This is a genomic window from Nostoc sp. CENA543 (assembly GCF_002896875.1).
Classification (GTDB): Bacteria; Cyanobacteriota; Cyanobacteriia; order Cyanobacteriales; family Nostocaceae; genus Trichormus.
In genome coordinates this window covers 4,937,601-4,955,798 of the sequence record NZ_CP023278.1, presented here as the reverse complement: position 1 = coordinate 4,955,798, position 18,198 = coordinate 4,937,601, and the positions used below count along the sequence as shown (strand labels likewise).

At 41.6% G+C, this 18,198-nt stretch carries 19 protein-coding genes; 12 read left to right on the top strand and 7 right to left on the bottom strand.

The annotated features are described in order from the left end of the window. The first annotated feature begins 4 nt into the window (after positions 1 to 4). From CLI64_RS20685 to CLI64_RS20670, 4 genes are all read left to right on the top strand, one after another. Entirely contained in the window at positions 5 to 2,296 is a 2,292-nt protein-coding gene (locus CLI64_RS20685; protein WP_103138968.1) for a response regulator, read from the top strand. A 226-nt stretch (positions 2,297 to 2,522) separates the two neighbouring features. Beyond that, a complete protein-coding gene (crtO, locus tag CLI64_RS20680) occupies positions 2,523 to 4,214 on the top strand; it encodes a beta-carotene ketolase CrtO (protein WP_103138967.1) in 1,692 nt (563 codons plus the stop codon). Between the two features lie 61 nt (positions 4,215 to 4,275). After that, the gene (locus CLI64_RS20675; protein WP_103140816.1) at positions 4,276 to 4,839 is read left to right on the top strand and encodes a general stress protein; all 564 of its coding nucleotides are present in this window, start codon (positions 4,276 to 4,278) and stop codon (positions 4,837 to 4,839) included. 89 nt (positions 4,840 to 4,928) lie between these two features. Further along, positions 4,929 to 5,930 (top strand): SDR family oxidoreductase, encoded by a 1,002-nt coding sequence (locus CLI64_RS20670; protein WP_103138966.1) that lies wholly within the window; start codon positions 4,929 to 4,931, stop codon positions 5,928 to 5,930. Positions 5,931 to 6,002: 72 nt separating this feature from the next. Here CLI64_RS20670 and CLI64_RS20665 read toward each other — a convergent pair whose 3' ends face one another. From CLI64_RS20665 to CLI64_RS20655, 3 genes are all read right to left on the bottom strand, one after another. Beyond that, a complete protein-coding gene (locus CLI64_RS20665) occupies positions 6,003 to 6,722 on the bottom strand; it encodes a class I SAM-dependent methyltransferase (protein WP_103138965.1) in 720 nt (239 codons plus the stop codon). A 102-nt stretch (positions 6,723 to 6,824) separates the two neighbouring features. Then, positions 6,825 to 7,364: an FKBP-type peptidyl-prolyl cis-trans isomerase gene (locus CLI64_RS20660; protein ID WP_103138964.1), complete on the bottom strand. Its 540-nt coding sequence runs from the start codon at positions 7,362 to 7,364 to the stop codon at positions 6,825 to 6,827. Positions 7,365 to 7,442: 78 nt separating this feature from the next. Then, positions 7,443 to 7,766 (bottom strand): phasin family protein, encoded by a 324-nt coding sequence (locus tag CLI64_RS20655; RefSeq protein ID WP_103138963.1) that lies wholly within the window; start codon positions 7,764 to 7,766, stop codon positions 7,443 to 7,445. A gap of 137 nt (positions 7,767 to 7,903) precedes the next feature. Between CLI64_RS20655 and CLI64_RS20650 the strand changes: the two genes are divergently transcribed. The 8 genes from CLI64_RS20650 to CLI64_RS20610 all read left to right on the top strand — a co-directional run bounded on the left by CLI64_RS20650 (position 7,904) and on the right by CLI64_RS20610 (position 14,510). After that, the gene (locus tag CLI64_RS20650) at positions 7,904 to 8,197 is read left to right on the top strand and encodes a TIGR03792 family protein (RefSeq protein ID WP_103138962.1); all 294 of its coding nucleotides are present in this window, start codon (positions 7,904 to 7,906) and stop codon (positions 8,195 to 8,197) included. Between the two features lie 331 nt (positions 8,198 to 8,528). Further along, on the top strand, positions 8,529 to 9,116 hold the full coding sequence (locus tag CLI64_RS20645; RefSeq protein WP_103138961.1) for a phycobiliprotein lyase: 588 nt from the start codon (positions 8,529 to 8,531) through the stop codon (positions 9,114 to 9,116). Between the two features lie 216 nt (positions 9,117 to 9,332). Further along, positions 9,333 to 10,064, top strand: coding sequence for a 15,16-dihydrobiliverdin:ferredoxin oxidoreductase (locus tag CLI64_RS20635; protein WP_103138959.1), 732 nt, complete (start codon positions 9,333 to 9,335; stop codon positions 10,062 to 10,064). Positions 10,065 to 10,160: 96 nt separating this feature from the next. After that, positions 10,161 to 10,910 (top strand): phycoerythrobilin:ferredoxin oxidoreductase, encoded by a 750-nt coding sequence (locus tag CLI64_RS20630; RefSeq protein ID WP_103138958.1) that lies wholly within the window; start codon positions 10,161 to 10,163, stop codon positions 10,908 to 10,910. Positions 10,911 to 11,467: 557 nt separating this feature from the next. Next, a complete protein-coding gene (locus CLI64_RS20625) occupies positions 11,468 to 11,986 on the top strand; it encodes a phycocyanin subunit beta (RefSeq protein WP_103138957.1) in 519 nt (172 codons plus the stop codon). 93 nt (positions 11,987 to 12,079) lie between these two features. Then, positions 12,080 to 12,568, top strand: a complete 489-nt coding sequence (gene cpcA / locus CLI64_RS20620) for a phycocyanin subunit alpha (RefSeq protein ID WP_103138956.1) — start codon at positions 12,080 to 12,082, stop codon at positions 12,566 to 12,568. 235 nt (positions 12,569 to 12,803) lie between these two features. Continuing rightward, positions 12,804 to 13,631 carry a HEAT repeat domain-containing protein gene (locus CLI64_RS20615; protein WP_103138955.1) on the top strand — a complete coding sequence of 276 codons (828 nt, stop codon included), beginning with the start codon at positions 12,804 to 12,806 and terminating at the stop codon, positions 13,629 to 13,631. Positions 13,632 to 13,691: 60 nt separating this feature from the next. Further along, positions 13,692 to 14,510 (top strand): HEAT repeat domain-containing protein, encoded by an 819-nt coding sequence (locus CLI64_RS20610; protein WP_103138954.1) that lies wholly within the window; start codon positions 13,692 to 13,694, stop codon positions 14,508 to 14,510. Between the two features lie 204 nt (positions 14,511 to 14,714). Here CLI64_RS20610 and CLI64_RS20605 read toward each other — a convergent pair whose 3' ends face one another. The 4 genes from CLI64_RS20605 to CLI64_RS20585 all read right to left on the bottom strand — a co-directional run bounded on the left by CLI64_RS20605 (position 14,715) and on the right by CLI64_RS20585 (position 17,660). Further along, positions 14,715 to 14,927, bottom strand: coding sequence for a phycobilisome linker polypeptide (locus tag CLI64_RS20605; protein WP_103138953.1), 213 nt, complete (start codon positions 14,925 to 14,927; stop codon positions 14,715 to 14,717). Positions 14,928 to 15,200: 273 nt separating this feature from the next. Next, complete coding sequence (locus CLI64_RS20595; RefSeq protein ID WP_103138951.1) at positions 15,201 to 16,067, bottom strand: phycobilisome linker polypeptide; 867 nt, start codon at positions 16,065 to 16,067, stop codon at positions 15,201 to 15,203. A gap of 468 nt (positions 16,068 to 16,535) precedes the next feature. Beyond that, positions 16,536 to 17,027: a phycocyanin subunit alpha gene (gene cpcA / locus CLI64_RS20590; RefSeq protein WP_103138950.1), complete on the bottom strand. Its 492-nt coding sequence runs from the start codon at positions 17,025 to 17,027 to the stop codon at positions 16,536 to 16,538. Between the two features lie 111 nt (positions 17,028 to 17,138). Next, positions 17,139 to 17,660 carry a phycocyanin subunit beta gene (locus tag CLI64_RS20585; protein WP_308418364.1) on the bottom strand — a complete coding sequence of 174 codons (522 nt, stop codon included), beginning with the start codon at positions 17,658 to 17,660 and terminating at the stop codon, positions 17,139 to 17,141. Between the last annotated feature and the right edge of the window lie 538 nt (positions 17,661 to 18,198).

The following is an 18,198-nucleotide window of genomic DNA, read 5'->3' as shown; positions in this document are numbered from 1 at the left end:
GGCTATGGCAGATAAACATATTCAAGTTTTATTAGTAGAAGACAATCCTGGTGATGTTTTTTTAATTCAAGAGTTAATCAAAGAAGTTCATACAGTTAGTGTAAATTTACAGACAGTTGAGCAATTATCAGAAGTTGTTCACCTGATAACTAGAGATGTTAATGGCTCTGAGTTTGATGTCATATTGTTAGATTTATCCTTACCCGATAGCCAAGGCATTGAAACTTTTATTCAAGCTTATAACCAAGCTAAAACCATTCCTATTATCGTCCTGACTGGTATAGATGATGAAAACTTGGCCTTAAGAGCCATGCAAGAAGGCGCGCAGGATTATTTAGTCAAAGGACAAGTAACTGGCGATTTACTCGTCCGTTCTATGCGTTACGCCATAGAACGTCAACACATAGAAGATGCACTGCGTCAAAGTGAAGAACGATTCCGAGTAGCTTTAAAAAATTCCCCCATTTTTGTATTCAATCAAGATAGAGACTTACGTTATACCTGGGTTTATAACCAAAGGGCTGGGTGGACAGAACAAACAATGTTGGGCAAGCAAGACTGTGAAATCATGCCCCATGCCGATGCCCAAGGGTTAACCGCAATTAAGTATCATGTTTTAACTACAGGTATAGGTACTCGTGCGGAAGTATCGATTACAACTAATAAAGGTATTAGATATTATGACTTGACTGTTGAACCATTGCGGAATGAATCACAAGAAATTGTTGGTATAACTTGTGCCAGTATTGATATTACTGAACAACAAACTGCTTTACAAGAGCGTCAGTTAGCAGAAGCTAAAATTCGTGAGCAAGCAGCATTAATAAACATCAGCACCGATGCTATTTGTGTACGTGATTTACAAAATCAGATACTTTTTTGGAATAAAGGTGCAGAAAATTTATACGGTTGGCAAGCGCAAGAGGTAATCGGAAAAAATGCCAGTGAAGTATTGTTTCGTGAACCTTCCCCAGAGATAGAATTGGCTCTACTACAAGTCATTTCTCAAGGTAAATGGCAAGGAGAATTAAACAAAGTGACTAAAAATGGCAAAGAAATTGTTGTTGCTAGTCGCTGGAGTTTAGTTCGTGATGAAGATAATCAACCAAAATCAATTCTGACTGTAGACACAGATATTACCCAGAAAAAATATTTAGAAGCACAATTATTGCGTACCCAAAGATTAGAAAGTATAGGCACTTTAGCTAGTGGTATTGCCCATGATTTGAATAATATTCTGACACCGATTTTAGCCGGAGCGCAATTATTACCTCTAAAATTTCCCGACGTAGATGAACGCACGCAGCATTTATTAGAAATTTTAGAAATCAATGCTAAACGTGGTGCTGATTTAGTGAAACAAGTATTGTCTTTTGCTAGAGGTGTAGAAGGTAAACGTATCACTTTGCAATTGAGGCATATTATTGCAGAACTTGCCAAAGTTTTGAAAGAAACATTGCCTAAATCTATTGAAGTGGTTACAGATATATCGAAAGATTTATGGATGATTTCTGGAGATAGTACCCAGTTACATCAAGTGATGATGAATCTGTGTGTCAATGCTCGTGATGCCATGCCTCATGGGGGAACTCTGACGATTACGGCGGAAAATCTCCTAATTGATGAAAATTATGCGCGCATGAACTTGGAAGCTACCGTCGGCCCTTATATAGTGGTGACGGTTGCAGATACAGGTGTGGGAATTTCTGAAGAAAACTTAGACCGCATTTTTGAACCGTTTTTTACTACCAAAGCCGTAGGACAAGGCACAGGTTTGGGACTTTCGACAGTAATTGGGATTGTGAAAAGCCACGGTGGTTTTGTGAATGTAGATAGCGTTTTAGGGAGTGGTACTATATTTAAAGTTTACCTGCCAGCCGTAGAAAGTACAGAAATCTTTAGTACAGATGAGTTGATTCCATCCACAGGCAAGGGCGAATTAATCTTGATTGTAGATGATGAACCAGCAATCCGCGATATTACCAAAACATCTCTAGAAAGCCACGAATATCAAACTTTAGTTGCTAGTGATGGGATTGAGGCGATCGCCATCTACGCTAAATATACCGATAAAATTAGTGCTGTACTAGTAAATCTCATGCTTCCAGGGCTGGATGGTTTAACTACTATCCGTACTCTCAAAAAAATTAACCCTGATGTCAAAATTGTTGCCACCAGTGGCTTAATTGCTAAAAATAAGCTGGGAGAAATAGTCAACACCGGCGCGGCAACGTTTTTATCTAAGCCTTACACTATTAACGAATTGTTGTTGGCTTTAAACCAAGTTATGAGTTAACAGGGAATCAGGAATCGGGAATCAGTATAGAAAAATAGCTTGATATGAAATCTATGAAGCTAAAATTGTCGTTCTTCCTAATTCTTATTTTTTGCCCTATTGATTTACCCCATTCTACTTATAACCAATGAAAGATTGAGATATCTAATATATTTTCTAACATCTGGGAAGATAGTTTGATTTCTAATATGCAAATTCCCAATCCCAAATTAGTATAAGTACACTCATGGAAGCGTATGACGTAGTGATTATTGGTGCTGGTCACAATGGCTTAGTATGTGCCGGCTACTTACTCAAAGCAGGTTATAGCGTCTTGTTACTAGAAGGGCGATCGCTTCCTGGTGGGGGTTGCACAACTGAAGAACTTATGCCTAATGAAGCACCAGGGTTTAAATTTAACCCCTGTGCGATGAATCATTTGTTTATTTTTTTAGGGTCTGTGATCGCAGAATTAGAACTGCACAAATACGGGTTAGAATATCTTGTTTGTGACCCAGTGGCGTTTTGTCCTCATCCTGATGGCAAATATTTTTTAGCTCATAAATCTGTGGCAGCTACTTGTACAGAAATCGCCCGTTATAGTCAACATGATGCTGAACAATACGCTAAATATATCGATTACTGGCAGCGTTTTGTCACCGCTATTACTCCCTTTTTTAATGCTCCTCCTAAATCAATAGTTGATATTATTGGCAACTACAATCTCAGTAATTTACGAGACTTGTTTTCCATTGTAGGTGGGACTGATACGACCCTCGATTTAATTCGGACTGTTTTGAGCAGCCCTGTAGATAATATCAACGAGTATTTTGACTCAGAATTTGTTAAAGCACCCCTTGCTAGACTCTCTGCCGAATTGAGTTCCCCACCTTCACAAAAAGCCATGTCTTTTGGGGCAATGATGTTGTTATTACGTCACAATCCAGGGATGGCTAGACCAAGGGGCGGTAGCGGTGCGCTGGTTGAAGCTTTGGTGAGATTGGTGAAAAGTCAAGGTGGCAAGATTTTTACTGACCAAAAGGTAGACAAAGTTTTAATAGATAATGGTAAAGCCGTAGGTGTACGCGTTGCTGGTGGTAAAGAATATCGTGCTAATCAAGGTGTAATTTCTAGCATTGATGTCAAGCGTTTATTTCTGCAATTGATGGATGCTGATGATGTAGATCCAAACTTACGCCAAAGACTAGACCGCCGCATTGTCAACAATAATGAAACTATTCTCAAAATTGATTGTGCTTTATCTGAGCCGTTGCGTTTTGAGTACCACAATCATCGAGATGAATATTTAATGGGTTCGGTGTTGATTGCAGATTCTGTTAATCATGTAGAACAAGCCCACAGCGAAATTACTTTGGGAAAAATCCCTGATGATGACCCTTCGATGTATCTAGTAATGCCCACAGCACTTGATCCGACAATGGCTCCTGAAGCTAAACATACGCTGTGGATTGAGTTTTTTGCACCCTACCAAATTACGGGGAGGGAAGGTACAGGTTTAAAAGGAACGGGTTGGACAGATGAACTGAAAAATCAAGTTGCAGACAAGGTAATTGCAAAATTAGCCCAGTATTCCCCCAATCTCAACCATTCTATTATTGCCCGTCATGTAGAAAGTCCGGCGGAATTAGGAGAACGCTTAGGGTCATATAAAGGAAATTACTATCACATTGATATGACTCTAGAGCAGATGCTTTGTTTTCGTCCCTTGCCAGAGTTAGCTAACTATAAAACGCCTATTGAGAATTTATATCTGACTGGTGCGGGGACTCATCCTGGTGGAGCAATTTCGGGAATGCCAGGACGTAACTGTGCGCGAGTATTTTTAGATACTAAAAAGCCAATATCTCAGACAATCAAGAAAGCCGGAGATTCGATGAAAGCTACTCTGACATCCGTGTTTGGCGTAAGTAGTGATTAAAGCCAGAAAGATTGGTTTTTCTAAGTTTTTTGACGTATATTCAAACAGCAATCAGGAAATCATGGTAATTAAGAACACTATACTTGCATTGGGTGTCTTTGCTAACTCCCAAAAATTAGAGCTAGCGATTAATGAGTTGAAAGCTGCTGGTTTGCCAATAGAGAAGATTTCTGCGATCGCTAAAGATGTGAAGCCGGGTGAGCGCGTAGGCGAAGCAGAACTAGAAAATCACATCGGGAATCAAAATGTCAACACGACAAGCGCAATCGGCGATACACTCACAGCCACGACTTGGGGTAGTGTGTTAGTTGGTTTGAGTAGTCTAGCACTCCCAGGTTTAGGTGCCGTATTAGCAGCTGGTTCTGTGGGTGTAGCCTTAGTTGCTAGTGTTGCAGGGGTGGCTGTAGGAGCCGCCGCAAATCAAAATTTGGTCACAGCATTAACTAATTTAGGTATACCTGAAGAGAGAGCAAGAGTTTATAGCGATCGCCTCCAGCAAAATGAATATTTGCTCATCCTAGAGGGTACAGAAACGGAAATCCACCGCGCTCAAACAATATTAAACCAGCATGGCATTCAATATTGGGGTGTATATGATTCTACTTCAGTTCAATCAAATACGTAATTTTAGCCACCTTCCCCAATTCCCAGCAATCTTTCATTTTGAATTTTGAATTGATTCGTCCCCAATCACCCCTTCCAGGAGTAACATCTATGCAATTAAAACCAATCAATCAGCAAGTTGTGGCAGTAGTTGGAGCTTCTAGCGGTATTGGACGAGAAGCCGCACTGCAATTTGCCAGACAGGGCGCAAAGGTAGTTGTTGCGGCTCGCGGCGAGTTAAAGTTAAAGTCATTGGTGGAAGAAATCTGCAATTTTGGCGGTGAAGCAACCCATATTGTTGCTGATGTGCAAGTATTTGAACAAGTAAGCGCGATCGCAAATCGAGCAGTAGAGGTTTATGGACGGCTCGATACTTGGGTACACGTTCCAGCGATTGGTTTATTTGCCACCTTCGACAACACCACACCAGAAGAATTTAAACACGTCATTGATGTTAACTTAATGGGTCAAGTGTATGGCGCGATGGCGGCTTTACCCCATCTCAAACGAGAAGGAAGAGGGGCTTTAATTCATATATCATCAATGGAAGGCAGGCGATCGCTTCCTTATCAAAGTGCTTACTCTTCAGCTAAACACGGTGTAGAAGGCTTTCTCGAAGCTATGCGGATTGAATTAATACATGAAAAATGGCCTATCAGTGTCACCAGTATTAAGCCAGCCGTCATTAACACTCCCTTCTGGAATAATGGTTTGACCAAACTAGGCGTAAAACCGTCAGGAATACCACCTTACTATGATCCCAAAATTGTCGCTGATGCCATACTCTATGCAGCCGAACACCCCATTCGAGACTTATTAGTGGGAGATGTCGCTAAATTACTCGATTTAGCTCAAAAAATCTCGCCTTCCTTGGTAGATTCGTTGCTATTAGCGATTGGTTTTAATTTACAACGTAGTAATGAACCCAAATCAGAAGATGCACCCAACAATTTTTATCAACCAGTTCCTGAAGACAGCAGAGTTGACGGAGATTATCGTCACTTAGTTATACCCAGTATTACTGATGCCTTGGGTAAGTTACCTATATTTCAGTGGGGTACAGGAGCTTTATTAATGTTACTTGCTATACAAGCATTCCAGCAAAATGAATAATTAAGCCTTTTGGGCAAGGAATCGGGAAAATCAACCAAGACAGTATTATTTACTGTTGCCAAACTTAACTGCTTAAAACTTGATTTTATATAAATCAAATAAGTCTCCCGTTAGTCTGGTAACGATTTTTGCCCCAGATGCTTTGATGATTTTTTCCCACTCATTAACAGTTTCTAGAAACACTTCTGCACCTAAATATGTTTCTAGCACCGCCCAATCTTCTGCTAAAGGGTGTTCGGGATTGAGAATATCAAAAACAAACAGCCCGCCTGGTTTCAACACCCGTTTAACTTCTGCTAAGACCGCACTCCAATATTCTAGGGGGAAATAGCAGCTAAAACCGGTAGCGATCGCTAAATCAAATGTCCCTGGGGCATAATTTAATTGATGTGCTGCCCCTAACTCTACCCCTTTAAATAACTTAGAATTCAACTGTGAACCACGAGAATTCAACGTATCTCGCGCCACATTACTAATTTCTTGACCGTAAAAAAACGCCTGCCAATCACGCCAAGGATAAATCAAAAAACTCACACCACAACCAATATCTAAACAGTGGTGATTTTTTTGGGGTTTAGCTATTTCCCAAAAAGGCGAAACAATTCTTCCTGTCAACAGTCCCGATTTCCACTCTTGAAATATAGGCATCGCCTCCACTTCTTCAGGCAATTCAAAAGGCTGATTTTGATATTGTTTATTAAATCGAAGTGCAACCTGTGCTATGCGTTGCTGCCATTTTTCCTGTTGAGAATTGAGAGAAAATAAAGGACTGTAAGAAGAATTTTTAGACATGATGGGGACTTTTGACTGCTAAGTGTTGACTGTTGACTGGGTATTGAGGATAGGATTTTACCCCTAAACCCCTATACCCTTATACCCCTACACCCCTATAATCTACTTCACCCCTAATAATTCCACATCAAATAACAAGGTAGCGTTAGGGGGAATCACGCCGCCGGCACCGCGAGAACCATAACCTAGTTCTGGGGGGATGATTAATTGACGACGACCACCAACTTTCATGGTACTAAGTCCCTCATCCCAGCCTTGAATTACTTGCCCAACGCCAATAATGAAACTAAAGGGACGATTGCGATCGCGGGAACTATCAAATTTAGTACCGTCTGTTAAAGTACCAGTGTAATGTACTGTCACAGTTTGTCCCTTTTCTGGTGTTGCACCAGTTCCCTCTTCTAGTTCCACATACTTTAGACCAGAAGGGGTAGTAACGGCGTTAGAAGCATCAGACAAAGCATCAGACATATGATTATTCGCTATTAAGGTATTGTTTTCTGTAACACTTGCGGCTACCACTGGAGTAGTTGAGGTCACAATCCCAGCAATAGCAGATTCCTGCTTACCGCCAATTTGTGACAACACTAACACTACAACACAGACCAGCATGACAGCCACGCTGAGTAAAATTGCTTTCAAAATTAGCCCTCCCTACAGAGGTAGTTTGGCAACGAAAATTACCAACAGGACAAAATTAGTTTAAAGCACAAGCAGATCCTAACGCCAAAGCTTATTCTCTAAATCTCTGACTTGCCTTTCTAAACGGTCAATTCTCCCCCGCAGTTCATCTACCTCTGACTGACGCGCCACTCCTAAATCCTGCATCATATTTCGCATTTGCCTTTGCATTTGAGTTTCCCAAGTTCCCTGCTCGGACTTTAAATGCTCTACAATGTCATCCATGACAGTTTTTGCTTGTTCAGGATTGAGTTTGCCATCCTTTACCAATTCATCGCTCACTTCTTTGAGTTTCTCCGCCATTAGAGAAGTTGTCCCAATACCAAGCATCATTAGTTGCTGCAACCAGTTGTTGCTGTCCATACTTCCTTCCTGTTATTTATTTCAAACCAGCTGATCCTTGCTTGTGAGTGTGTGCAATCAAGCTATGCTGGAAGCCTAGTTTAATCTAGCCTACAGCTCTATTTTGGCAAATTGGCGAAGACACGGGGTGAAAGGTTTTGGTTATAGAATTTCTGAAGTTTAAAGTTGCTCCTGAAACACGAGACAATTATCTCCAACAGGATGCCGCTATTTGGACAACCGCCTTAGCTAAGTATCCAGGGTTTTTAGGCAAAGAAGTATGGATTAACCCCCATGATCCTACAGAAGTTACATTTATTATTCGTTGGGCAACCAAAGAACAGTGGTTTGCCATCCCTCTAGAAGATTTAGCCACCATAGAGCAGAAGTTTAGCCAAGCCGTTGGTAATACCTACGAGTTAATAGAATCAAAAGAGTATCAGATATGGTAATTCTTTAACTAATGACCCTCCGAATTTTAAATTTTAAATTTTGGATTTTGGATTGTTTTTGGTACAAACTCCACCGTGGGTGGAACAAATCTAAAATAATCGCTGTGCTGCGTCCTCTACGTTGGCGTAGCACCCTTTTATGGGTGCAGTCAATCTAAAATTGTTTAACTATTGACTAATTAATGTACGGGCGATTTTAACCAAAATATCTGTTTTATAAAGTGAATATCTCACGGAAACCGCCCCTAATGACTATTGACTGTTGACTATTGACCATTGACTATTGACTATTGACTAAATAAATTTCAAAATCCCAAATCTAAAATTTTTTATGCCATTTTTACCACCAATGAATATGATGGACTTCTTTCGTAAGAGTGAAGGGGTCTGGTTTACACAACGTACAGTACATCACTTTGATACGGTGGCGGATCAGTCGGGAGAATCAAAGCTTTACGTAGGCGTGATTACAGTTGATGACCCGCGAGTTCAAGCCATTTGTGAACAGCAAGGTATTGATCCTACAAAAGCCAACGGTGGAGCTAGCTTCATGTGGCAAGAACATGAAGATGACCGAGAACCCAATCCTGATCATGCAGCTGTACTGGTAGATGTACCTGATGACGAAACTGGCACATCAGGTAAATTACTTCGTAATCAAGGCTATGTAGAAAGGATACCTGTGGTTAGTCGCTACTGGTTTGGTAAAGATGGGATTTTAACTATCGATACTGAGTATGAGAGTAACCAAGGACAAGAACGCTGTTGGTTTATGACGGATGATTTCCGCGTGCGTGTTAGTACCGTGCGGATGATGAACGGTGTCTATTTAATGACATACTGCTCCGAACGCCGCTATTTAACTGATGCGAATTTAGCAACCATGATGCAACACAATTTGTCTAGAGCATCAGTGTGAACTATCTAGACAATGGGAATGGGGAATGGGAATTATAAAGTTTGTAAGGGAACGGGAAACAGGGAACAACAAAAGCAAAAATCGGCTGTTCTCCAAGTTTTGGCAATATCTCTATGGGTCACGTTAAGGATCGTTACTTTGTTTAACGTATTCGAGACTACCTGTCCTGGAATCCTTTATTCTGATGGGTTAAGGCAGATGAGTCTATAAATTCTTATGTATAAGTGCTTTGTTGAGCATCTAGAAAAATCGCTTTTGCAACGGTTTTCATTACAGAGTCGCCCAATTCCAGCAGGACTAGAGTATAAAGTTAGCGATCGCGGTAGAAACCCTGCTACCATCCAAAGCTGGTGTTATCAATGTCCTGAGTTGCGGAAAATTCGCTATACATACATTGATGCAGGCGCAAGCGCGCAAATTATGAATAGTGTGATTTATCCTAGTCACCACTATGATTTACCCTTACTAGGTATAGACTTTCTGTCTTTTGGTCAGGTGAAAAACCTAATTGTGATGGATTTCCAGCCCTTATTTCAGGATGAAGCTTATCTAAAAAAATATATTCAGCCGTTGCAGACATTGCATGAGAAATATCCAGACCTGTCACAAGACTTGGAAATGAAGTTTTATGATGCTAATCAGTATTTCTCAAAATATCTGCTGTTTGCTAAAACCGATGCAGAAACAGTGAAAACACGGGTCTTTGCCGCCTTCAAAGATTATCTGGATTTATACTGGCACATGCTAGAAGCCGCAGAGCCTCTAAGTGATCAGTCAGATATTCAAAGGATTGTCAAGGCTCAAAAGGATTATGACCAATACAGTGCTGACCGTGACCCCGCCTCTGGTTTATTTAGCAGCTATTTTGGTCATGAGTGGTCAGAACGGTTTTTACATGAGTTTTTGTTTGAAGATGCTGTGCCTTTAGCCGCTAAGGTTGGTAAATAAGAGTCAATAGTCAATAGTCAATAGTCATTAGTCATTAGTCATTAGTTATTAATCATTTTGAATTTTGAATTTTGAATTTTGAATTTTGAATTAAATATGACTCTCTATCAGCCGTTTTTAGATTATGCGATCGCGCTGTTGCAGGAGCGTTTGGATTTGCGTCCTTATCCTATTCCTGTCGGCTTTGAATCGAAGCAAGCAACTGTAGGTAAAGGTAAACATCAAGAAGAAGTCTTGACGACTAGCTACGCCTATCAATCTCCTAAACTTCGACAAATTCGTGCAGCTCATGTGCAGGGAGGAAAATCCCTCCAAGTGTTAAATTTCGTGATTTTCCCGCATTTAAACTATGATTTGCCGTTTTTTGGCGCAGATTTAGTTACTCTGCCCGGAGGACACTTGATTGCCTTGGATATGCAGCCTTTATTTCGGGATGAACCGACCTATCAGGCGAAATATACCCAGCCTATCCTGCCAATTTTTCAAGCACATCAACAACATTTACCCTGGGGAGGCGACTTTCCCGCCGAAGCTCAACCTTTTTTCTCGCCTGCGTTTCTCTGGACACGTCCCCAACAAACGGAAGTTGTAGAAACTCACGTTTTTGCTGCATTTAAAGACTATCTCCAGGCTTATTTGGATTTTGTAGAGCAAGCAGAACCCATTACCGATACTCAGTCTTTAAAGAATATTGAGCAGGCACAGCTAAGTTATTTACGCTATCGGGCGGAGAAAGACCCCGCCAGGGGAATGTTTACCCGCTTTTACGGTGCGGAATGGACAGAAGAGTATATTCATGGCTTCTTATTTGACCTAGAACGAAAACTACTCGTAACCAGTGAGTAAGGGAATCTCAGGCAGGGGGGCAGGGTGCAGGGGAGGAAAGGTAGACAAGGTAGATTTTATCCTGATGCCCAATGCCCAATGCCCAATGCCCAATGCCCAAACCCTTTCATTTTCGCAACATTTCTTAATATTTGCCGCTCAGATTCCTATAGCTCAATATTCCCGGACGAATTTTTATGTAATTGATTGCGTTTCATTAAGCTTTATAGGGCAGTTTATGCCTTGAAAGTCTTGCTCTGTAAGCAATAAACCTGTGTTTACAGCCTTGGTATAACGAAACAAGTGTTTGCAATTTGTAATAAATATCGATCCAACGACATAGTATAAACAAAGTAATGGAAAACTTAAGGACAAGGTGGCGGTGAGATATACCCAGTCATCTGTATGAATAAAGTTTTCCGACTATTAAAGAAATGTAAATTTTCCCAAGCTTCCCTGTGGAAGACCAGGGAGCATTTCAAGGGTTGTCATCCACTGGCGAAGGCATTTGATCTGAATCCAGTTTGGCTGTAACCTGAACCAGACTCGAATAAATCCATTACGGAGATTGACGTTATATGTTCGACGCTTTTGCAAAAGTGGTTTCCCAAGCTGACGCACGCGGTGACTATCTCACCACTTCCCAACTAGATGCTCTGAGCGCAATGGTTGCAGATGGCAACAAGCGCATGGACACCGTAAACCGCATCACCAGCAATGCTTCTACAATCGTTGCAAATGCAGCTCGTGCATTGTTCGCAGAACAGCCTGCATTGATCGCACCTGGTGGAAATGCTTACACAAGCCGTCGTATGGCTGCTTGCTTGCGCGACATGGAAATCATCTTACGCTACATCACCTACGCAATCTTCGCTGGTGACGCAAGTGTATTAGACGATCGCTGCCTCAACGGTTTGAAAGAAACCTACTTGGCTTTGGGAACTCCCGGTGCTTCCGTAGCAGTTGGCGTTCAAAAAATGAAGGATGCTGCATTGGCGATCGCAGGTGATACCAATGGTATTACCCGTGGTGATTGCTCTGCATTGATGGCTGAAGTAGCTAGCTACTTTGATAAGGCTGCATCAGCAGTTGCATAAGAAGGCGACTGAGCCAATCATTTAACCCGCCACAAGCGGTTTTGAGTCATCAATAAAATCCTTAAAACAAGATTATTTGGAGAGAATCCGACAATGAAAACCCCTCTAACCGAAGCAGTAGCAGCTGCTGATTCCCAAGGCCGTTTCCTCAGCTCCACCGAAATTCAAATCGCTTTTGGTCGTTTCCGTCAAGCTTCTGCTAGCATCCAAGCTGCTAAAGCATTGACCGAAAAGGCTTCTAGCTTGGCTTCTGGTGCTGCTAACGCAGTTTACCAAAAATTCCCTTACACCACCTCCATGCAAGGGCCTAACTTCGCTTCTACCCAAACCGGTAAAGACAAGTGTGTACGTGACATCGGCTACTACTTGCGGATGATCACCTACTGCTTAGTTGTTGGTGGTACAGGCCCATTAGATGACTACCTCATCAGTGGTATTGCTGAAATCAACCGCACCTTCGACTTGTCTCCTAGCTGGTACATTGAAGCTCTCAAGTACATCAAAGCTAACCACGGTTTGAGCGGTGATCCTGCTGTTGAAGCAAACTCCTACATCGACTACGCTATCAACGCATTAAGCTAATTAGCGATAGTTCTTTGCCCGGAGGGGTATGCAATTGCTGACTCAGGTTAGTTGTTGTTTACTCCTCCGGGCATTGCTATGTTTAGGGGTATGGGGGTGTAGGGGTGGGTATAGGGGTATAGGGGTGTAGGGGTATAGGAGAAAATAATCAATTAAATCTTTACACCCTTACACCCTTACACCCTTACACCCCTTCTATTCCGAGATATAATCAAGCCCTTCCCAATTAAAAGTTATGGATGAAGTCTCTGAAATTCAAAGTGATGGTTCATTAACGGTAGAACAAGCGATCGCCAATCTGCAAGGTGAGGATTTGGGCTTGCGTGTTTATGCTGCTTGGTGGTTGGGACGGTTTCGGGTGAATGAGCCAGCAGCAATTGATGTCTTAATCGCCTCTTTAGAAGATGAGGACGATCGCACAGATGCAGGTGGTTATCCTCTACGACGCAATGCAGCTAGAGCTTTAGGCAAATTAGGAGACAAGCGAGCTGTTCCAGCTTTGATTCGGTCGTTGGAATGTTCTGATTTTTACGTCCGAGAAGCAGCCGCCCAATCCTTGGAAATGTTGGGAGATTTATCTTGTATTCCCAGATTAATCGAGTTACTTAGTGATCAAGTTCCTGGTACATTACCCGCACCAGAACCGCCTCAACTAGCTCAACCTTTTGATGCAATTTTAGAAGCCTTGGGAACTCTCGGCGCACAGGAAGCGATTCCTGATATTTTGCCTTTTCTTGATCATTTTGTTCCCCGCGTGCAGTTTGCTGCCGCCCGTGCTATGTATCAACTGACTCCAGAGCCGCAATTGGCGAGTCAGTATGGCGATCGCTTAGTGCAAGCCCTGGCTAACGAAGATTTGCAACTGCGGCGCGCCGTATTAGCAGATTTAGGTGCAATAGGATACTTGCCAGCAGCCGATGCGATCGCTCAAACCCTAGCAGAAAATAGCCTCAAGTTGATCTCCCTCAAAGGCGTATTAGAAGCACAACTAAAATTCACCACACCCCTAGAATTGTCACCAGGGGCAATCAAAGTCATGACCTTGATGGATGAATTGTTGTAACAGTCCAACCTGAAGACATTAAAATATAGAAGGTAGCAATCATACCTCCCCTCATGACCTATGGCCGATCATCTTTCCTCCTTAATTCGGGCTGTAGAAGCCGCAGACTCTTCTAGTCGTTTGTTGGAAGCAGTGCAGAACTTGGCGGCGGCTCGACAAGCAGGAGCAATTCCCACCTTGATTGCAGCCCTCAGCTATAATAATCCAGGCGCAGCAGTAGCCGCAGTTGATGGATTAATTCTATTGGGAGAACCAGCAGTTCCCGCACTCCTAGAGCAACTTGATCGCCACAACTACACTGCCAGAGCCTGGGCAATTCGCGCTCTTGCCGGTATTGGTGATCCCAGGGGATTAGTCACCTTACTAGGAGTCGCCACCGCCGACTTTGCCTTAAGTGTGAGGCGGGCAGCCGCGAGGGGGTTGGGAATGATGAAATGGCATTGGTTTCCAGAAGATTTATTAGAAATTGCCCAAGAAGAGGCATTAGAAGCTTTACTATTTGTGGCGCAGCAAGATGATGAATGGGTGGTACGCTACTCTGCGGTTGTGGGATTACAAGCCCTAGCGAATGCCATTGCCCCTAGTTATACAGAATGGCGATCGCAAATTCAAGCCCAATTAGAGCAGATGTTAAACAACGATAGCAGTTGGGCAGTCCGGGCGCGTGCTGGCATGGCACAACAGCAAATTCACAGCGAGACAGCAAAACAATCACCAGAAATCACAGAACAACCTTCGCCACTATCTGCTACCGATTGGCAAATGATTCTGGATAAACTTTATGAGCGTAAAGGACAAGAAAGACTACTCTTAGCAGAAGGTGATCCGCGCCGTTATCGAGAATTAGCAGGGTCAATTGCTCACCATACCGAAGAATAGTAGTTTCATTTGAAAAATAAATTAAAAAAGAGCAGCGACTGTCTTGATTTTCAAGATATCTAAGCCCCTCTCCGCGTCGGAGCGAAAAGTCTGAGCGGAGGTTTCCTCCGATGGCTTCGCCAACGCCAAGGGCGAACAGAACTTTTCAAGAGAGAGGGGTTTGGGGAGAGGTCGTCGAATTCACGTTAATATGCTAAAGGTTGACTAATTTTCACCAATCTGCAAAGTTAGGGGTTTAATATTGACAACCTTGCCACCCAAACGATTAATCCGTTGAAGTTCTTGATTAAACCGACTGAAAGGTATTGTAATTAACACATTACCACTAGAACGAATCGGAAAATTGTTTTGGTCTGTCACCTCATTTTGATGCCAACCCGATACTTCAACCTGAAAACTGCGATTCTGATAAACCATATTGATTTCCTGTCAACAAAGGAGACTTAAGGTTTTTTATTCTTTCTTGTGTGTTTTTTGCCTTGTTTATACCAATTTGGGAAATGATTGCGACAAATGAATTTCTGGAAAGCTCACCAGTAAAACATTCCAAAATCCAAAATGGTATTAGGGACTTCCAGAAAATAAATGATTCAATTTTTGAGAGAGAATATTTTGATTTTTCCCCCTGCACCCTGCACCCTGCACCCCTGCCCACCACAGCGATTGCATATTTGGAAGTCCCTTAGTTCTTTAAAGCGGTGTAATGCTGGCAATTTTGCCATTGCGACGCTGAACTTGTTGGAAATAATTAGATAGTTCTTCGTAGGGGATAACTACAGCTTGGTTGACACGACGCACTTTGGGATAGCCTGGCTGAGAAATACTGGCTACTTCCACACGATACAATCTGCCTCTACCAAACGCCTGTGAGCCTTGAAATGCAGTGCTGGGGGTTTGTCCTCTGGGGGAAGGAAGATAGGCAAAGCCATTGTTACTACCCGCAGGCGCGATGACTGGAGACGCAGTATTTTTGGCTAATTCACTAGCTAAACGCGCAGATTTACCCGTGATTTGGGAGCGATCGCTGTTGGCATAACCGCGATAAAGTTGAAAAATCCTGGTAAAGCCTACAGTTTTTTGTCCAGATTGAGTGCTGAATCCCCGATAATAAGGCACTATATTGTCCCCAAAATTACTTTGATATTCGATAGAGTCAATATAGGAATCAATATCAGCCTCATATCCTTGACTTTGATACAAATCTAGATGATCAGCAATCTCAGATTCATCATAGGGAGCGCGACCAAGCAGATGTTTATAATTGAGTTCCGTAAATCGGCTATGAAAGTTATTAGAAAAAAACTTTGACTTGTACAAATCAGACTTTGCTAACTGTCTTACAAAATCTTGGACTGTAATATTTCTATTAATCAGCAGTGATTCTAAACTGGTCAAGCGTTCCGATTGTAGTAAATAATCATTACCTAAAACTTGACGATAAATAGCTGCTATTATTTGTTTAATTTCTGCTTGAGTCGCATTAGAACGTAATTCAATCGCCGCAGCGTTACTAAATGCAGAAGTGCCGAGTTTAGATGCTGCTGTCGTAATAGCCATTGCAATATTCTCCTTGTCAAAGGTGCTAGTAGTTAAGAAGCCCGTTTTTAAACTATGGATAAGGTGTGTCAAAAATATCCAAAAATTTTTGTTGAAACTTATTTTATCGATGACTAGATAACAATTTAAAAAGTTTTTTAATGATTAGGAAAAAGCCTTGCGTAATAAATTGAAACGTTATAAATGCTCTCTGTACAAAGATTGTAGGCAATTAAAATTGACAACTAACACAGTGTACATCCAGTATTAAAAACTTTTCCAAATTACTACGCAAATGCTCGACGCTTTTGCAAACTTAACATTCAGTTTTGGTGTAACTAAATTACAGACGGCTCAAAATGCTCTGGTAATCTTTTTCATCTCAATCGCATAATTACCAAATTCACTTCTCATCCTAGTCACACAAAACTGCAAAACTTATATGGTCAATTAACTCAGCACTCACTGCTGTATTGACCCTGGAAGGTATTAGCTTAAAGCATTGATGACATAATCAATGTAAGAATTAGCTTCCACGGCAGGATCGCCAGTTAAACCATGATTAGCTTTGATATATTTGAGAGCTTCAATGTACCAACTGGGAGATAGTTCAAAGGTACGGTTGATTTCAGCTAAACCGGCAATCAAATAATCATCGATGGGGCCTGTACCACCTACTACTAATCCGTAAGTGATAATCCGCAAATAATAGCCAATATCACGAACGCACTTGTCTTTCCCAGTTTGGGAAGAAGCATAGTTAGAGCCTGGGGTGTTGGTGGTGTAGGGAAACTTTTGGTAAACAGCATTAGCAGCACCCTCAGCCAAGCTAGATGCTTTTTTAGAGAGTGTTTTAGCTGCTTCTAAGCTAACAGATGCTTGACGGAAACGACCGAAAGCAACTTGAATTTCGGTGCTACCTAAAAAACGACCTTGGGAATCAGCAGCAACAATTGCTTCAGTTAAGGGTGTTTTTGTCATGGCAAGATTTCTCCTAATTGCTTTTAAAAAATTTGTGGGAATAGACTTCTTGCAAAAGTCGCTGTTTGAGTCTGATGAAACTCTGATGCAAGAGGTCTAGTGTGTGCGGTTTTAAGCTACTGCGGCAGCAGCACGATCGAAATAGGATGCAACTTCAGCAATCAGATTGCTGCAATCACCGCGAGTAATTCCGTTGGGGTCGCTAACAATAGCAATAGAAGCTTCTTTTAACTTCTGAATACCAACAGCAACGGAAGCCCCAGGAGTTCCCAAAGCCAAATATGTTTCCCGTAATCCGTTGAGGGCGCGGTCATCGAGAACGCTAGCATCCCCAGCAAAAATTGCGTAGGTGACATAACGAAGGATGATTTCCAAATCACGCACACAAGCAGCTGCGCGGCGGCTGGTGTAAGCATTTCCACCAGGTGCAATCAGTTGAGGTTGTTCAGCAAACAACGAACGAGCTGCGTTAGCAACAATTGCAGAGGCGTTGCTAGAAATCCGGTTAACAACATCAACACGCTTGTTACCGTCTTTTACCAAAGCGATGAGAGCATCTAACTGGCCATCGCTCAAATAGTCTCCTCTGGTGTCAGCTTGGGAAACAACTCTGGAAAAAGCATCCTGCACCATAGTTTTAATCTCCTAAATTTTGATTAATGCGGAATTTATTGATTGAGGGTTGCAGTCAGAAATTGAACACTTGAGCTTTTACTTTTTATCAAACAGAACATCATGTCTAACTAAGTAATATTTCAATTTCTCAACCACATTAATTTGACGAGAAAGACTAGGCAATTTTTCCAATATTGGAAGTTTTTCCGTCATGAACAAGAGCAATAAATTCTCTAATGTTTTGAGTTTTTATTGACTTTGTTTTGTGTTTAACCCTTACAAAATATTTTTATATACTGTTTCGTATAGGATTTTTGTTAAGAAATGTTTAGGATAATTTTTATAGCAGTAAAAACAAAAACATTATCTCTATTTTCAGAATAATAAAATTTTTAATAATCTAAATATATTTGTTAATAATATAAATATAAAGCGGGAAATGCTTGTACGGCAGGACATACAATGAATATTTGATTTAAAAAATGCGATAACTCGATATAAATTTACTGTCTAATAATGTGCTGAAAAATAATCTTTAATTTTCATAATTAAGAGC

Excerpts from the sequence above, each read along its gene's own strand:
- CLI64_RS20685 (WP_103138968.1), top strand. The coding sequence starts at position 5 with ATGGCAGATAAACATATTCAAGTTTTATTAGTAGAAGACAATCCTGGT.
- CLI64_RS20635 (WP_103138959.1), top strand. The coding sequence starts at position 9,333 with ATGTATAAGTGCTTTGTTGAGCATCTAGAAAAATCGCTTTTGCAACGG.
- CLI64_RS20610 (WP_103138954.1), top strand. The coding sequence starts at position 13,692 with ATGGCCGATCATCTTTCCTCCTTAATTCGGGCTGTAGAAGCCGCAGAC.
- crtO (WP_103138967.1), top strand. The coding sequence starts at position 2,523 with ATGGAAGCGTATGACGTAGTGATTATTGGTGCTGGTCACAATGGCTTA.
- CLI64_RS20605 (WP_103138953.1), bottom strand. The coding sequence starts at position 14,927 with ATGGTTTATCAGAATCGCAGTTTTCAGGTTGAAGTATCGGGTTGGCAT.
- cpcA (WP_103138956.1), top strand. The coding sequence starts at position 12,080 with ATGAAAACCCCTCTAACCGAAGCAGTAGCAGCTGCTGATTCCCAAGGC.
- CLI64_RS20630 (WP_103138958.1), top strand. The coding sequence starts at position 10,161 with ATGACTCTCTATCAGCCGTTTTTAGATTATGCGATCGCGCTGTTGCAG.
- CLI64_RS20615 (WP_103138955.1), top strand. The coding sequence starts at position 12,804 with ATGGATGAAGTCTCTGAAATTCAAAGTGATGGTTCATTAACGGTAGAA.
- CLI64_RS20675 (WP_103140816.1), top strand. The coding sequence starts at position 4,276 with ATGGTAATTAAGAACACTATACTTGCATTGGGTGTCTTTGCTAACTCC.
- CLI64_RS20585 (WP_308418364.1), bottom strand. The coding sequence starts at position 17,660 with ATGGTGCAGGATGCTTTTTCCAGAGTTGTTTCCCAAGCTGACACCAGA.
- CLI64_RS20655 (WP_103138963.1), bottom strand. The coding sequence starts at position 7,766 with ATGGACAGCAACAACTGGTTGCAGCAACTAATGATGCTTGGTATTGGG.
- CLI64_RS20595 (WP_103138951.1), bottom strand. The coding sequence starts at position 16,067 with ATGGCTATTACGACAGCAGCATCTAAACTCGGCACTTCTGCATTTAGT.
- cpcA (WP_103138950.1), bottom strand. The coding sequence starts at position 17,027 with ATGACAAAAACACCCTTAACTGAAGCAATTGTTGCTGCTGATTCCCAA.
- CLI64_RS20645 (WP_103138961.1), top strand. The coding sequence starts at position 8,529 with ATGCCATTTTTACCACCAATGAATATGATGGACTTCTTTCGTAAGAGT.
- CLI64_RS20665 (WP_103138965.1), bottom strand. The coding sequence starts at position 6,722 with ATGTCTAAAAATTCTTCTTACAGTCCTTTATTTTCTCTCAATTCTCAA.
- CLI64_RS20625 (WP_103138957.1), top strand. The coding sequence starts at position 11,468 with ATGTTCGACGCTTTTGCAAAAGTGGTTTCCCAAGCTGACGCACGCGGT.
- CLI64_RS20670 (WP_103138966.1), top strand. The coding sequence starts at position 4,929 with ATGCAATTAAAACCAATCAATCAGCAAGTTGTGGCAGTAGTTGGAGCT.